Source organism: Curvibacter sp. GW821-FHT09D12 (assembly GCF_059416245.1).
The window spans coordinates 486,730-501,379 of the sequence record NZ_JBWKOU010000003.1; the positions used below are offsets into that span (position 1 = coordinate 486,730).

Annotated in this window: 13 protein-coding genes; 6 read left to right on the plus strand and 7 right to left on the minus strand. The window is 63.8% G+C overall.

All coding sequences use genetic code 11. The annotated features are described in order from the left end of the window. Window positions 1–34: 34 nt before the first annotated feature. From AC07PT_RS07035 to rpiA, 4 genes are all read right to left on the minus strand, one after another. The gene (locus tag AC07PT_RS07035; protein WP_494656243.1) at window positions 35–1,318 is read right to left on the minus strand and encodes a TRAP transporter large permease; all 1,284 of its coding nucleotides are present in this window, start codon (window positions 1,316–1,318) and stop codon (window positions 35–37) included. Between the two features lie 19 nt (window positions 1,319–1,337). Beyond that, window positions 1,338–1,853 (minus strand): TRAP transporter small permease, encoded by a 516-nt coding sequence (locus AC07PT_RS07040; RefSeq protein WP_492346632.1) that lies wholly within the window; start codon window positions 1,851–1,853, stop codon window positions 1,338–1,340. Between the two features lie 95 nt (window positions 1,854–1,948). Then, the gene (locus AC07PT_RS07045) at window positions 1,949–2,935 is read right to left on the minus strand and encodes a TRAP transporter substrate-binding protein (RefSeq protein ID WP_494656244.1); all 987 of its coding nucleotides are present in this window, start codon (window positions 2,933–2,935) and stop codon (window positions 1,949–1,951) included. Window positions 2,936–3,106: 171 nt separating this feature from the next. Continuing rightward, on the minus strand, window positions 3,107–3,793 hold the full coding sequence (rpiA, locus tag AC07PT_RS07050) for a ribose-5-phosphate isomerase RpiA (RefSeq protein WP_494656245.1): 687 nt from the start codon (window positions 3,791–3,793) through the stop codon (window positions 3,107–3,109). Window positions 3,794–3,867: 74 nt separating this feature from the next. Between rpiA and AC07PT_RS07055 the strand changes: the two genes are divergently transcribed. The 5 genes from AC07PT_RS07055 to AC07PT_RS07075 all read left to right on the plus strand — a co-directional run bounded on the left by AC07PT_RS07055 (window position 3,868) and on the right by AC07PT_RS07075 (window position 9,598). Then, window positions 3,868–4,926: a quinone-dependent dihydroorotate dehydrogenase gene (locus AC07PT_RS07055; RefSeq protein ID WP_494656246.1), complete on the plus strand. Its 1,059-nt coding sequence runs from the start codon at window positions 3,868–3,870 to the stop codon at window positions 4,924–4,926. 91 nt (window positions 4,927–5,017) lie between these two features. After that, window positions 5,018–5,932, plus strand: coding sequence for a 1-acylglycerol-3-phosphate O-acyltransferase, YihG family (gene yihG / locus AC07PT_RS07060; protein ID WP_494656247.1), 915 nt, complete (start codon window positions 5,018–5,020; stop codon window positions 5,930–5,932). A gap of 106 nt (window positions 5,933–6,038) precedes the next feature. Next, window positions 6,039–6,494 (plus strand): hypothetical protein, encoded by a 456-nt coding sequence (locus AC07PT_RS07065; protein WP_492346623.1) that lies wholly within the window; start codon window positions 6,039–6,041, stop codon window positions 6,492–6,494. A 205-nt stretch (window positions 6,495–6,699) separates the two neighbouring features. Beyond that, window positions 6,700–9,177, plus strand: coding sequence for a M30 family zinc metallopeptidase (locus AC07PT_RS07070; protein WP_494656248.1), 2,478 nt, complete (start codon window positions 6,700–6,702; stop codon window positions 9,175–9,177). 1 nt (window position 9,178) lies between these two features. Beyond that, window positions 9,179–9,598 carry a hypothetical protein gene (locus tag AC07PT_RS07075; protein ID WP_494656249.1) on the plus strand — a complete coding sequence of 140 codons (420 nt, stop codon included), beginning with the start codon at window positions 9,179–9,181 and terminating at the stop codon, window positions 9,596–9,598. 147 nt (window positions 9,599–9,745) lie between these two features. On the opposite strand, the gene AC07PT_RS07080 is transcribed toward AC07PT_RS07075, so the two are convergent. Continuing rightward, window positions 9,746–10,945 carry a tetrahydrodipicolinate N-succinyltransferase N-terminal domain-containing protein gene (locus tag AC07PT_RS07080; protein WP_494656250.1) on the minus strand — a complete coding sequence of 400 codons (1,200 nt, stop codon included), beginning with the start codon at window positions 10,943–10,945 and terminating at the stop codon, window positions 9,746–9,748. A 189-nt stretch (window positions 10,946–11,134) separates the two neighbouring features. Between AC07PT_RS07080 and AC07PT_RS07085 the strand changes: the two genes are divergently transcribed. After that, complete coding sequence (locus AC07PT_RS07085) at window positions 11,135–11,929, plus strand: DODA-type extradiol aromatic ring-opening family dioxygenase (RefSeq protein ID WP_494656251.1); 795 nt, start codon at window positions 11,135–11,137, stop codon at window positions 11,927–11,929. A gap of 32 nt (window positions 11,930–11,961) precedes the next feature. Here the strand turns inward: AC07PT_RS07085 and AC07PT_RS07090 are convergent, their stop codons facing one another. Both AC07PT_RS07090 and galE read right to left on the minus strand, forming a co-directional pair. Continuing rightward, on the minus strand, window positions 11,962–13,467 hold the full coding sequence (locus AC07PT_RS07090; RefSeq protein WP_494656252.1) for a putative bifunctional diguanylate cyclase/phosphodiesterase: 1,506 nt from the start codon (window positions 13,465–13,467) through the stop codon (window positions 11,962–11,964). A gap of 158 nt (window positions 13,468–13,625) precedes the next feature. Then, complete coding sequence (gene galE, locus AC07PT_RS07095) at window positions 13,626–14,648, minus strand: UDP-glucose 4-epimerase GalE (protein WP_494656253.1); 1,023 nt, start codon at window positions 14,646–14,648, stop codon at window positions 13,626–13,628. Window positions 14,649–14,650: the final 2 nt, after the last annotated feature.

A 14,650-nucleotide genomic window follows, 5' to 3' on the forward strand; every position in this document is an offset into this window, starting at 1 on the left:
CCCTTCTTCTTGGCAACTCAAAACACCTTGCGGCTCAAAACCCCAAGACGTGCGGCAACCAGGTCGAGATGGCCGGTACAAAAGTCAACAGGATCAGCACGATCAGGTGCGCCAGCAAAAACCAGGGCAGCTCGCGGGTCAGGTCCTTCAGCGGCACCTTGGTGGCCACCGAGGTCACGAACAGCAGCCCTCCCACCGGGGGCGTGATCATGCCCAGCGTCAGGTTCACGATCACCACCATCGCGAAATGGATCGGGTCGATGCCCAGCGCCGCCGAGATCGGTGCCAGGATGGGCACCATGATCATCACCCCCGGCAAGGGCTCCATGAAAATGCCGAACAGCAGCAACAGCACGTTCACCGCGATCAGGAAGGTGACAGGCGAGAGGTTCCAGCCCACGATGGTCTGTGCCAGTTGCTGAGGCACGCCTTCCACGGTCAGCACCCAGGCAAAGGCCGCCGACGCCGCCACCACCAACAACACCGAAGCCGTCAGCAAGGCCGAGCGGGCCGCAATGTGCGGCAGCGCCTTCCACTCCAGCGTGCGATACACCCATTTGCCGCAGACCAGGGCATAGAACACCGCCACCACCGACGCCTCGGTGGGGGTGAAGATCCCGAAGCGGATGCCCACCAGGATCAACACCACCAGGCCCAGTGCCGGGATGGCCTTGAAACTGTTGACCAGCATCTCGCGGCCCGAAGGCTGCGGCTCGCGCGAGCGGTAGTCACGCTCGCGGCAAACCCGCCAGTTCACCACTGCCATGGCCAGCGCAATCAGCAGGCCGGGGATGAACCCCGCGATGAACAGCCCGCCCACAGAGACCTGCTCATCCTGCAAAGCGTAGATGATCATGATGATCGACGGCGGGATGATGGGCCCTACGATGGCCGTGCTGGCCGTCAGTGCCGCCGCGTAGGCACGCGAGTAGCCCGCCTTTTCCATCATCTTCACCATCATCGAGCCCGGGCCGGCCGCATCGGCCAGGGCCGAGCCCGAGATGCCCGAGAACAGCGTCAGCGACAGGATGTTGGCATAACCCAGGCCGCCGCGCAGGTGGCCCACAAACTGGGCGGCAAAGCGCAACAGCACCGTCGTCAGCGCACCGCCCGACATGATCTCGGCGGCCAGGATGAAAAAGGGCACCGCCATCAGCGGAAAACTGTCGATGCCGGTGAACATCTCCTTGAAGACGATCAACTGCGGGTAGCGCCCGCCGACAAACACGGCCAGCGAGGCCGACATGGCCAACGCAAAGGCCACCGGGAAACCGAGCGTCATCAAGACGATGGCGGCAATGAAAAGAGTCAGGGTCATGGGTGTTGTCTCCGGCCGTTCACAGCGAGGCTGCCGATTCGGCATCCATCTCGTCCGACTCTTCAAAGCGGCCCGCCGAGATGTAGCCACGCGCCACAAACATCAGGTGCAGCAGCATCAGCACAAAACCGATCGGCATGGCCGTGTAGATGTAGGCAATCGGGATGTCGGTGGCCGCCGTGGTCTGAAACCGCGTGGCCCACACATACAGGATGGAGAAGTACGTCATCACGGCACAGAACAAGCCCATGCCCACCACCACCACCGTGCGCAGCAACCGGGCCAGCGGGGTGCTGACCACCTGATGCAGGTTGTCGATGGCCACATGGCCACCAAAACGCAGCACCAGGCCGGCCCCCAGAAAAGTGCCCCAGATCATCAGGTGGCGGGCCACCTCTTCGGCCCAGACGATGGAGTCGCCTGTGGTGTAGCGCAGCACCACATTGGCAAACACGATGCAGGCCATGACCAGCAACAACAGAATCAGCACCCAGCGGTTGCAGGCCACCAGGACGCGTTCAAGGCGATTGAACATAGGCAATGGAACAGGTGAACACGGCGCCACTGGGGCGCCGTGAAGGTGGGGGAAAAGACGGGCCCCGGCCACCTGCGGCGGCCAGGCGGACCGGCTTACTTGGCGTGGCTGATCTCGTCCAGCGTCTTCTGGCCGAACTTGCTGGCGTACTGCTTGTAGGCCGGGGCCAGGGCCGCCTGGAAGGCCGCACGATCCACCTGGGTCACCACTTGCACGCCATGCGACTTGATCTCTTCAACGCCCTTCTTCTCGACCTCATCCACAAACTTGCGCGATGCCAGCGCACCGGCCTTGGCACCTTGCGTGAAGGCGGCCTTCTGGGCATCGTTCAGGCTGCCCCAGAATCCGGGCGACACAATCAGCGCCATCGGTGCGTACACGTGCGAGGTCAACGTCAGGTGCTTCTGCACCTGCCACAGCTTGGCCGACACAAACACCGAGATCGGGTTCTCCTGGCCGTCGATGGTGCCTTGCTGCAGGGCCCCAATCACTTCGGGCCAGGCCATGGGGGTGGGCGAGGCACCCAGGGTGCGGAAGGCCGTGATGTGCACCGGGTTCTCGGTCACCCGGATCTTCAGGCCCTTGAGGTCTTCGGGCTTGCTGACCGCCACCTTGTTGTTGCTCAGGTGGCGAAAGCCCTGCTCCCCCCAGGCCAGGGCGATCAGGCCGCGGGCCTTGAACTTGCCCAGCAGGTCCTGGCCGAAGCTGCCGTCCAGCACGGCGCGGGCGTGTGCGGTGTCACGGAACAGGAAAGGAATGTCCACCACACCCACATCCGGCACGAAATTGCTCAAGGCCCCCGTGGACACAATCACCGCTTCGACCGTGCCCAACTGCAGGCCTTCGATCAGCTCGCGCTCACCGCCCAATGCACTGGAAGGGAACTGCTTGAACTTGAAGGCGTTGTTGGTGGCCTTCTCTACCGATTCAGACCAGGCCTGGGCGGCGGCACCGTAGTGCGAATTGATGGCCAGCGCATAACCCAGCTTCACCTCCTTGGCCTGTTGGGCTAAGGCCATGCCAGAGCTGGCCGCCAGGGCCGATGCCACACAGGCGGACAGAATCGTGCGACGCAGAAACATGGTGTTTATCTCTATGTTGTGAATATGTTAAGTAACCTGTAATTGTAGGTTTCACATTCACAAGCCTCGTGTGCCGCAGGGCTCACCCAGGGCTGCGCCGCCCTTGCCCAAACGACATGGGGGCCATCGCCAATGCAGATTGCAGCCCGGTGCCCGGGCTCAAAACAGGTCTCAGTAGCTCAGGGTTTCCACACCACGCGGCGTGCCCAGCAGGCACACGGCGGCCTTCTGATGGGCAAACACGCCCACGGTCACCACGCCAGGCCACTGGTTCACTTCGGATTCAAAGGCCAGCGGGTCGGCGATCTTGAGGCCGCGCACATCCACGATCACCTGGCCGTTGTCGGTGATCAGGGGCTGGCCGTCTTTCAGGCGCACGCTGCCCTCACCGCCCAGGGCGGCGAACTGCCGGATGATGCGCTGGGCGGCCATGGGGATCACCTCGACAGGCAGCGGAAAGCCGCCCAACACCGGCACCTTCTTCGACTCGTCGGCAATACAGACAAAGCGCTTGGACAGGCTGGCCACGATTTTTTCGCGCGTCAGGGCCGCGCCACCGCCCTTGATCATGTAACCGTTGCCGTCGATTTCATCGGCCCCGTCAATGTAGACCGACAGGCTGCTGACCTGGTTGGCATCCAGCACCGGGATACCCAGGGCCTTCAGTCGCACCGTCGAGGCCTCGGAGCTGGACACCGCACCCGGGATCTGGTCGCGCATGCTGGCCAGCGCATCGATGAACTTGTTGACCGTCGAGCCCGTGCCCACCCCCACGATTTCGCCTGGCACCACGTAGTGCAGCGCGGCCTGGCCAACCAGGGCCTTGAGTTCGTCTTGGGTGTAGGTGGTGGTGCTCATGGGGAATCCGGGGAAGTGGGGTGAGGGATTGGGGGAAAATCGGGGGAAGACTTACAAAACGCCCGAATTATCCAATGTCGCTTCTGCCCTATGCCCTCGCCCGCCCCTTTTTGTTCAGCATGGACGCCGAAAAGGCTCATGAACTGACCCTGAACGCCCTGGCGCGCACCCAAGGCACGCCGCTGCAATGGGCCTGGGCTGGCAGCCGGGTGAGCGACCCGGTGACCGTGGCTGGCCTGAGCTTTCCCAACCGCATCGGCCTGGCCGCCGGGCTCGACAAAAACGCCCGCTGCATCGACGCGCTGGGCGCCCTGGGCTTTGGCTTTGTCGAAGTGGGCACCGTCACCCCCAAGGGCCAGCCGGGCAACCCCAAGCCGCGCATGTTCCGCCTGCCCCAGAGCAACGCGCTGATCAACCGCCTGGGCTTCAACAACGAAGGGCTGGACGCCTTCATCGCCAACGTCAAACGCGCCCGCTTCCGCACCCAGGGCGGCAGCCAACCCATGCTGCTGGGTCTGAACATCGGCAAAAACGCTGCCACGCCCATCGAACAGGCCACCAGCGACTACCTGACCTGCCTGGACGGCGTCTACCCCCATGCCGACTACGTGACAGTCAACATCTCCAGCCCCAACACAAAAAACCTGCGCGCCCTGCAAAGCGATGAAGCCCTGGACCAGCTGCTGTCGGCCCTGGCCGCCCGGCGCGCCGAACTGCAAGCCGCCCAGAACCGCCGCGTGCCCTTGTTCGTGAAAATCGCCCCCGACCTGGACGAGGCCCAGATCGAGGTGATTGCCGCCACCCTGCAGCGCCACGGCATGGACGGTGTGGTGGCCACCAACACCACCCTGAGCCGTGATGCCGTCAAGGGCCAAGCCCACGCCGAAGAAGTCGGTGGCCTCAGCGGCGCCCCGGTGCTGGAAGCCAGCAACCGCGTGATCCGCCGCCTTCGCGCCACACTGGGCCCTACCTACCCCATCATCGGCGTGGGCGGTGTGTTGAGCGGCCGCGACGCCGTCAGCAAGCTCGAAGCCGGCGCCAGCCTGGTGCAGCTCTACACGGGCCTGATCTACCGAGGCCCGGCCCTGGTGGGCGAAGCCGCCGCCGCGCTCAAGGCGCACCACCCGCATTGACGCGCCACGAAAAAGCCTGACCTAGCTCAGGTTTTGCTTTCCTGGGCTTGGGCACAATGCTCCACCCTCACCCTTGTTCGCCAAGCTCCCTATGCTCAGTTTTCTCCCGCCCCTGCTCAGGGGCGTCATCGCCTTTGTGCTGCTGGTCCTCAACACCTTGTTCTGGTGCGCCCTGCTGTTCATCCTGGCGCTGTTCAAGCTGGTACTGCCCTTTCAAGGCGTGCGCAGCTTCATCGACCCCTGGCTGAACCGCATCGCCACAGCCTGGATCAGTTGCAACAGCGGCTGGATGGCCCTCACCCAACGCACCCGCTGGGATGTGCAAGGCGTCGAGCAACTGCCCTACCAGGGCTGGTACCTGGTCAATGCCAATCACCAGAGCTGGGTCGATATCTTTGCGTTGCAACACCAGTTGAACCACCGCATCCCGATGCTCAAGTTCTTCATCAAGCAGCAGCTGATCTATGTGCCGGTGATCGGCCTGGCCTGGTGGGCGCTGGATTTTCCGTTCATGAAGCGCCACTCGCGCGATGCCCTGCGCAAAAACCCGGGCCTGCGCGATCAAGACCGCGAAACCACCCGCAAGGCCTGCGAGAAATTTGCCCAGGTGCCCACCAGCATCATGAACTTCGCCGAAGGCACGCGCTTCACCCCCGACAAGCACCGCCGCACCTCGTCGCCCTACCGCCACCTGCTCAAGCCCAAGGCCGGCGCGCTGGCCCTGTCGCTCAACGCCATGGGCGAGCGGTTTCACTCGCTGATCGACGCCACCATCGTGTACCCCGATGGCGTGCCCAGCTTCTGGGATTTTCTGTGCGGGCGTTGCCCCCGCGTGATCATGCGCGTGCACCAGGTGGCCATTCCGCCCGAGTTTGCCCAGGGCGACTACGACAAGGATTCTGAATTCCGCGGTACTTTCCACCGCTGGCTGGGTGATCTTTGGGAGCGCAAGGACGCCGAGATCGACACCCTGCTGCCAACCAAGCCCGCTCCAGGCAAACGCTGAGCCACGGCGGCCACCCGGCCGCCGTCAAACACCTGCCACATCCGGCAGGCCACAATCCCCCCGTCGGGCCGCAACCGCGGCCCGCACCACACACACTGGAGCCACCATGCCCAACACTCGGGACACCGACAAGTCCATCCCCCTCGATCAGCCCCTGGTCAACGGCCTCACGCCGGCTGAGATCTTCACCAGTTGCGTGGAGGGCTTCAACTTCGGCACCGCCCACCAGGAAAGCTGGATCGAGCGCTTCGGCGAACCCGAATGGGATGCCGAGTTCGTCAACGAACGCACCGGCTTCACCTGCCGCATCGCCACCTTCTTCGAGCTGCTCGAAGACGAGACCGGCGACGCCGAAGCCGAGGACTACACCGTGCTGCGCTATGTGGTTGAACTCAAGCTGGGCGACGCCGAGTACATCTCGGTGATGTGGGAGGCTCACAACGCCGGCCCGGCCGACGCCGAGTTCATGAAGCAGTGCGCCCACAAGACCCTGATCAAGATGAGCGCCGTGATCGGCGTCAAGGTGGGCTACGAGCTGATGCAAGACCCGTCGGAGTACTGATCCACCCTGGGCAGCCCAGGCCCTCCTGGAACCCAGGCGGGCCTGCGACCGCCCTCTCTGCCCAGCCACCGCGGTTGGGCACTTACCCCATATTTGTCACTATGATCAAGTGCTAAAAATTACCAATGAGTAAAAGGGGTGTAATTTCATGGTGGTTTGTTACGTGAATCTCAGGGCTCCAGGCCGATCGCTCGGTTCGATGATCTTGGCGGGGGCCCTTGTGATCGGGCTGAGTGCCTGCGGCGGCGGCAGCGGCGGCGGTAGTGGCGCTAGCAACGACACCGGCAACGGCGGGCAAAGCACCAGCACAGCGCCGTCCGCCCCCACGGTCGCGATCACCAATGGCAGTGCCGCCTACGCGCAGAACACGGTCAAGTTCACGGCCAGCAGCACCGACCCCGCAGGCCGCGCCCTCAGCTTCACCTGGGATTTTGGCGATGGCTCATCCGCCGTCACCGGCACCAGTGTGGCCCACGTTTTCGCGGCGGCCGGCACCTACAACCTGAAACTGACAGCCACCAACACGGCCAACGTTTCCACCGCCAGCACCCTTCCCATCCAGGTGCTGTCTTCGGCCCCTTCGACCCCACAGTTGACGATCAACAACGGCGCGGCAATTTATGCCACGGCGTCCACCAGCCTGAGTGCCAGCAGCACCGACCCCTTGGGTCTCAACCTGGGCTACAGCTGGGATTTCGGCGATGGCCAGGGTGCCACAGGCGCCAATGTCAGCCACACCTTCAGCTCAGCGGGTACCTATACCCTCAGCGTCAGGGCCACCAATACGGCCGGCCAGTCGACGACCGCCAGCCAGCAGATCACGGTCATCTCCCCTGCGGTGACCACACCCACCATCAGCAGTTCGGCCACCTTGCCCACGGTGGGCCAGGTGGTCAGCTTCACGGGCAGTGCCACCAGTGCCAAAGGCCTGGCCCTGAGCTACCAATGGGCCTTTGGCGATGGCAGCACCGGGACCGGCAGCCGCGTCACCCACACCTACACCAGCGCCGGTACCTATGCCGTGAGCCTGACGGTGCAAGACAGCAATGGCGGCAGCGCCACAGCGTCGCTTCAACAAGCCGTCGCAGGTACCGCAGCCAGCGATGCCCTCAGCGTCGATTGCAGTGGCAGCAACTGCGGTGCACTCAGCGCCAACAGCTACTCGGGCAACGGCGTAGGAGCTTGGCGCTTTGTCAACCCCGACAACGCACCCGCGGTTCTCAACATCAACATCGCGGGCGTGAAATCCGGACAACGGGCCACCCTGCTTTTTGCCAACACCGGCACCACGACAGCAGCCCAAAGCCCATCCTTGGGCACCTTGAGCAGCCCAGTGCTCAGCTCGCTCACCACCACGGCTGCCGGCACCAAGGCGACAGTGAAAGCCCCTGAACGCCTGATCAGTGCCGCAACCGAGGCCCATTTCCACAGCGAATTGCTGGCCAAGAACCAAGCCTTGTCGCGCCTGTTGTCGAGTGGCAAGATAGCCCCCCCGGCTGGGCGGGCCGCTCAGGCCAGCCCCACGCCGTCGGTCGGTGCCTCGCGCACCTGGAATGACCTCTTCGACAGCAAGACCACGCCCGTGCCCTACGCCACCACCGTGGTGGCCACGTGCGGCCTGCCATCCGGGCGCAACGTGGTGTTCTGGCTGGACCCCAATGCCACGCGGGCCGGCGTGGTCACCGCCAGTGACATCACCGCCATGCAGGCCACGGTCTGTGGCACGTCAGGGGGGTTTGATCGGATGAACAGCCTGCTCGGCGACGTCTGGGGGGCAGCGGCCAGCAGCTACCCGACCCAGTTGATCCAGGACGGCAGCAACCTGCAGGACATCAACATCGCCATCGTCAACGCCCCCGACACCGCCGGTTGGGCAGGCTACTTTTATGGCGTGAACAACTTCTTGCAATCCGCCGACGCGTCGATGGCCAATTCGAATCAGGCCTTGGTGTTTTTCATCAACGCCAATCAGATCCAGGCCTCACGGGCCTACGCCCTATCGTCGTTGCTCCACGAAGCCACACACATGACCAATTTCTACCAGCGCGCCGTGGCCCGCGACACCGCGCACGACACGTGGCTGGAAGAGACGTCCGCGATGATGACCGAAGACATCGTGACGCCAGTGGTCAATGCAGGCTACAACCCGATCGCGTCGATCCGCGTGCCCACCTACATGGCGACCGGGGGCGGCACCTCGTACATCAACTGGCTCGACCTCGCCGACGCCCATTACGCCATCGGGGGCTCGTTTGGCGCCTTCATCAATCGACGGTACGGCCTGGCGATCTACAAGCAGCTGATCACCAACTGCAACGACGGTAGCACCAGCAATGGCAGTTACACCTGCCTCGATGCCCTGATCAAGGCCAATGGGGGCAGCGGCTTTGCTGACGAGTTCTCTCATTTCGGTGCGGCACTGTTCGCTGCGCTGCCACTGTCCTCGGCCATCGACCACTATGGTCTGCCCAGTAAAACTGATGGCGGCTACACCCTGGGGGCGGTGGACACATCGCAGTTTGTGTCCTATCTCCCTGCCCAACCGACACCGATTGACGCCTCCGGCTTCAAGGCAACCAGCCATTACTACAGTGTGGACACCCTCGGTGCCGGCGCCGTGAGCTATGTGCGCAACAACGTGATCGTGCCCGCCGGCAGCACCCTGACGCTGGTGATCCGCTGACATGACCCAACACACCACGGCGCTGCGCCTGATGCTGGCCCTGGCCTGCGGCCTGGGCCTGGCGGCTTGTGCCAGCCCGGAATCCGCCACCGCCGCAGGCCCCCGGCCTGCGCGCGTGGACAACGATTCGGTCACGGCCTGGACAGGGGTCGGCCTGCTGACACGCAAGGGCAGCGCCCCCTTCTCGTGGTGGGCCTTGCAGACCAACTCAGGCCAGGTCTGGCGGCTTGAACTGCCAGCCGCCCTGCCCGACGCAACGCTGGAGCCCAGGCAGAACTGTCAGGTCGAGGCCAGCGGCGACGCATCAAACGGCATGCTGGGCAAGCGGGTTCTGCAGTTGAGCAGCCTCAAGGGCTTGCAGCGACCTGAACTGGGCGCCCCGGAAAACCTGCGCTGCCAGTTTTCACTCAAGCTGCGCTGATTCCCCGGGCTGGTCGCCAGCCACGCCGATCCTCCTGTCATACCGCGGCAAGGCCCCATACAAAAAAGCCCGCTCTGCGCAAGCGCAAGCGGGCTGGGTCGAACGGGTCGACAAGCCTATCGAAAGGCCTGCCGTGTCAGCCGTCGATCAATTCTTGTGCAGGTCGCCGTTCAGGATGTCTTCACCGTTGTCGAGCTTCTTGGCGAAATCGATGTTGCGACGGGTGCGCACCACTTCCAGACCACCCGTCTGGTTGTGACGGCGGAACGTCACGGCATTGATGCCCACCAGCTCGATGGCCTTCACGGTCTTGCCGTTCAGCGGATGGCCTTCGATGTCCACCTTCACCAGCGACGAAGCCATCAAGGCCACTTCAGCCGCCAGGATCACGGCGTCCCCCACCGGAATGCCCAAAGCCGAGTTCACCTCCAGCAGGCAGTTGCGGCCCACCGAGATCGGCGTGTTGTTGCCCCCCGAGAGCACCCCCAGCGTAGAGGCGCCACCGCCCAGGTCGGTGCCCGCGCCCACGAACACCGACGAACTGATGCGGCCTTCAACCATCGACGGGCCTTCGGTGCCCGCGTTGAAGTTGATGTAGCTGGCCCCCGGCATCAGGGTCGTGCCCTCGCCCAGGTAGGCACCCAGACGCACCTTGTGCTGGTCGGTGATGCGCACGCCCATTTTCACGGTATTGATGCGGTGCACATACAGCGGAAACTTGTCGACCATGTGCGGGGCAAATTCGGTATTGCCAAATGCAGCGCCCATCAAGGCCTGGTCAATTTCAGCCGCGTCCATCGGCACATCACCCACCCAGGCCACATTCGGGAACTTGGTGAAAATCTTGGTCAGATTCAATTGGTTCGGCTTGAAATGGCGCTGGCTCAGGCCATAAAGCTTCAGGGTGCTGTCTTCAACGCCTTGCGGATCAATGTCATCAAAGATGAAAGTGGCCACGATTTCAGAAGCGGCGCCGGCCGGGGCGGCTGCCAGCTGGGCTGCCGCCTGCTGCAGGGCCACCAGATTGGGGTGTTGCTTGCCGTCGTTCACAAACGGGGCAAAGTAACGCAGGGCCTCGGCCAGCTGTGCGGCGCTCAGCACCACGTTTTGCACACCCGCGGGCTCAACGCCCAGCACCTTCATCAAAATGGCGGCGCTGCCGGTATTCTGGCCTAGGCCATTCACCACCGGATAACGCACCGAAGCCAGCGTGCGGTTTGCTGTATAAACCTGACGCCCCACCGCAAACAAAATCGGATTCTTATAAGCCGCAGTGGCTTGATAATCGCTGACGACGCGCTTGAATGCGTCGGCGTCTTGCGGATAATCTTGGGTAGTCTGGCTCATTATCTGATTCCTTCGCCCCGGCTCGGGCTGATATTGACGAAAAATGTCCAAAATTATAAGGGCGATGCCCCCTGCCCGCCTCAACCCACGCGGATGGCCGTGGGCTGTTGGGGGTGATCGGCTGGGGATCGACCCGGTGATCGGCCGGGGTAACATCCAGCCGCACAGTTGAACCCCACCGGAGCCCACGTGACCTCTACGCGCCTGCCTGCCCTGTACCTGCCGCATGGCGGTGGCCCCTCGTTCTTCATGACCGGTGAACGCAAGCAGCGCTACCAGGCCACCGAAGACTTTCTGCGCAGCGTCAACAGCTTGCTGCCCGCCACGCCCAAGGCCATCCTGATCATCACCGCCCACTGGGAGACCGATGTGCCCAGCTTCACGGGGGGCCCCCAGCCCGGGCTGATCTACGACTACTACGGCTTTCCGCCCGAGACCTACACCTTGCAATACCCGGCGCCCGGCCTGCCCGCGCTGGCGCAGCGCGCCTGCGATCTGCTGCACGGCGCCGGCCTGCCGGCCCGGGTCGACACCGACTACGGCTGGGACCATGGCGTGTTCATACCGCTCAAGGTGATGTACCCACAGGCTGACGTGCCCGTGGTGGCCATGTCGCTGCAAGCCAGCCTCGACCCCGCGCTGCATTGCCAGCTGGGTGCCGCCCTGAGCCCCCTGCGCGACGAAGGCGTGCTGATCGTGGGCGCCGGCATGAGCTATCACAACCTGCGTCAATTCGCCCTGGCCGCCCCCTGGTCGCACGATTTTCACGACTGGCTCGACACCGCTCTGCAAGGCCCTCAGGCCCAGCGCACCGAACACCTGGCGCAATGGCACCGGGCCCCGGGCGGTCTGGCGTCGCACCCGCGCGAAGAGCACTTGCTGCCCTTGATGGTGGCCAGCGGGGCCGGCTCTGATGCGCCGGGCCGCAGCCTGTGGCGTGGCGCGGTGGGCCCCAGCGCCCTGGGAGCCTGGGCCTTCGACTGAGTGCGCCAAGCCCCGGCTCTGCGCGTGCCGCCCTAGCGAGGAAGGTCGGAAAGCTCGGCCAAGTCGGCCACCACCGTGGCATTGAACAGCGAGTCACTGAAGCCCGGCCCACGCCGTTCGCTGGGGGCCGCCAAGGCCAGGCGCTCCATCTCGGCCGCCGGAATCGGGCGCGAGAACAGGTAGCCCTGCAACTCATCGCAGCCCATTTTCATCAACCAGTCGCACTGCTGCTGGGTTTCCACCCCTTCGGCCACCACCTTGAGGTTCAGGGCCTTGGCCAGCCCGATGATCGAGTTCGCAATCGAGCGGGCGTCTTCGCTCTCGGCCAGGTCAGACACAAAGGCCCGGTCCACCTTGAGCTCAGAGGCTGGCAGCCGGCGCAGGGTGGCCAGGCTCGAATACCCGGTGCCAAAGTCATCGATCGACACATGCAGGCCGATCGAGCGCATTTTTTCAAAGGTCTGCTGGGTGCCCTTGGTGTCTTCCATGGCCACCGATTCGGTGATCTCGCAGGTGAAACGCCCGGGCTGCAGGCGGTGGCGACGCAATGCCTCCGCGATGCGCTCCACCAGATCGTCCTGCCGCATCTGATAGCCCGAGATATTGACGGCCACCCGCATGCGCAGGCCCAGCTCACGCCAGTGCCCCGCGACCCGGCAGGCTTCTTCGATCACCCAGTTGCCAATGGTGCCGATCAGGCCATTGCGTTCGGCCAGGGGGATGAACACCGCCGGGCTGACATGCCCGCGCGTGGGGTGATGCCAGCGCAGCAAGGCCTCGGCTGCAGTGATGTGCAGGGTGCGGGCATCCACCTTGGGTTGGAAATAGAGCTCCAGTTGCCCTTGTTCGATGGCCTGACGCAGGTCGGCCACCAACAGGGTCTGCTCACGCAGATCGGCGCTCATCTGGGGGTCATACAGGCAAAAGTCGCCGCCCCCCTGCCGCCCCACCTGGCGGGCTGCAATCGACGCATTCACCAACAGCCGCGAACGGCCCCCATGCGCCGGGTAGACCGACACCCCGATCGAACAGGTCAGCACGGTGGTGCCGTCGTCGTGCGTCAGGGCCTGGGCAAACCGATCAAGCAACAGGCGGGCCGTGTCCAAGCCCACTGCCTCGTTGCCCGACAGCAGCAACACAAACTCACCGTCGTTGAAACAACTCAGGTCAGCACCGTCGGGCAGCGAAGACCCCAGCCGCTGCGCACTCAGCTTGATCAGCCGATCGCCAAACTCCTGGCCGAAGGCCTGATTGTGGGATTTGAACTCATCGATGCTCAGAAACACCGCGCAAAAGGCGCTGCCGTCTCGATCAGCCCGCGCAATCCAATGACCCAGTGCGGTCTCGATGCCATGCCGGTTGAGCAAACCCGTGTTGTTGTCGTACAGCGACAGGGCATCCATTTCTTCGGACACCGTCGCCAACTTTGCCCGGATGCGCCTGGACCGCCAACGCTCCCGCAACAGCAAGCCCAGAGCCACAAAAGTACACAGCAGACTGAAGGCCAGGATTTCCAACGAGATTTGAAAGTCTGCCATGCAGACGATGATGCGTCAGATTCCCGTGCGCACTGCCCCGCCAACGTCAAATACTTGTCAAAAAACCATTAATAATTCGCTGAATCATCCCCCGGGGCCTGTCCATCACCGGGTTGGCGCGGTGCATGTGCTTGGCACCGCGCCCGGGGCTAAGCCCTTCAGGCTTGGGCATACCCCATCGGGTTGCGATGCTGCCAGCGCCAGCTGTCTTCGCACATTTCTTTCAGGCCACGCTGCGCCTTCCAACTCAACACGCGGTTGGCCAGGCCGGGGTCGGCGTAGTAACTGGCCAGGTCGCCGGCGCGACGCGGTGCCACCTCGAACGGTATTTTCTGCCCCGTGTACTGCTCAAAGGCCTGCACCATCTGCAGCACCGAAATGCCCTGCCCCGTGCCCAGATTGGCCATCAGGCAGTTGCGGCCCGTCAACTCGCCCTGCAGGTAACGCAGGGCCGCCAAGTGGCCATCGGCCAAGTCCATCACGTGGATGTAATCACGCACCCCGGTGCCATCAGGGGTGGGGTAATCGTTGCCAAAAACGCTCAGTCGCGGCCGGCGCCCCACCGCCACCTGCCCAATGAAAGGCATCAGGTTGCCCGGCACGCCCCGCGGGTCTTCACCCAGCAGGCCGCTGATGTGCGCCCCCACCGGGTTGAAATAGCGCAGGCAGGCCACCCGCCAATCGGGGCTGGCAGCGGCCACGTCGCGCAGGATGTATTCGACCATCAGCTTGCTCTGGCCGTAGGGGTTGATGGGGGCCAAGGGTACCGACTCGGGCAGTGGCGAGGCATCGCAGTTGCCATACACCGTGGCCGACGACGAAAACACCAGGGTCTTCACGCCAGCCCGTTGCATGGCCCGGATCAGGGTCACCGAGCCCGACACATTGTTTTCGTAATACAAGGTCGGCTCGGCCACCGACTCACCCACCGCCTTGAGGCCCGCAAAGTGGATCACACCCTGGATCGGGTAGCGGGCAAACAGCGCATCGAGAGTGGCTGCATCCCGCACATCGCCCTGCACCAGGGCGGGCTTCAGGCCCCCCACCTCGTGCATGCGCTCCAGCACGGCCGGCACGCTGTTGCAAAAATTGTCGAGCACCACATACGGAATGCCTGCCAGGGCCAGGGCCACGCCCGTGTGGCTGGCAATGTAGCCAGCACCACCCGTCAACAAAATCATGA

Bases quoted from the DNA above. Each gene is read 5' to 3' on its own strand.
- AC07PT_RS07035 (WP_494656243.1), bottom strand. From the start codon at position 1,318: ATGACCCTGACTCTTTTCATTGCCGCCATCGTCTTGATGACGCTCGGT.
- AC07PT_RS07040 (WP_492346632.1), bottom strand. From the start codon at position 1,853: ATGTTCAATCGCCTTGAACGCGTCCTGGTGGCCTGCAACCGCTGGGTG.
- AC07PT_RS07045 (WP_494656244.1), bottom strand. From the start codon at position 2,935: ATGTTTCTGCGTCGCACGATTCTGTCCGCCTGTGTGGCATCGGCCCTG.
- rpiA (WP_494656245.1), bottom strand. From the start codon at position 3,793: ATGAGCACCACCACCTACACCCAAGACGAACTCAAGGCCCTGGTTGGC.
- AC07PT_RS07055 (WP_494656246.1), top strand. From the start codon at position 3,868: ATGTCGCTTCTGCCCTATGCCCTCGCCCGCCCCTTTTTGTTCAGCATG.
- yihG (WP_494656247.1), top strand. From the start codon at position 5,018: ATGCTCAGTTTTCTCCCGCCCCTGCTCAGGGGCGTCATCGCCTTTGTG.
- AC07PT_RS07065 (WP_492346623.1), top strand. From the start codon at position 6,039: ATGCCCAACACTCGGGACACCGACAAGTCCATCCCCCTCGATCAGCCC.
- AC07PT_RS07075 (WP_494656249.1), top strand. From the start codon at position 9,179: ATGACCCAACACACCACGGCGCTGCGCCTGATGCTGGCCCTGGCCTGC.
- AC07PT_RS07080 (WP_494656250.1), bottom strand. From the start codon at position 10,945: ATGAGCCAGACTACCCAAGATTATCCGCAAGACGCCGACGCATTCAAG.
- AC07PT_RS07090 (WP_494656252.1), bottom strand. From the start codon at position 13,467: ATGGCAGACTTTCAAATCTCGTTGGAAATCCTGGCCTTCAGTCTGCTG.
- galE (WP_494656253.1), bottom strand. From the start codon at position 14,648: ATGATTTTGTTGACGGGTGGTGCTGGCTACATTGCCAGCCACACGGGC.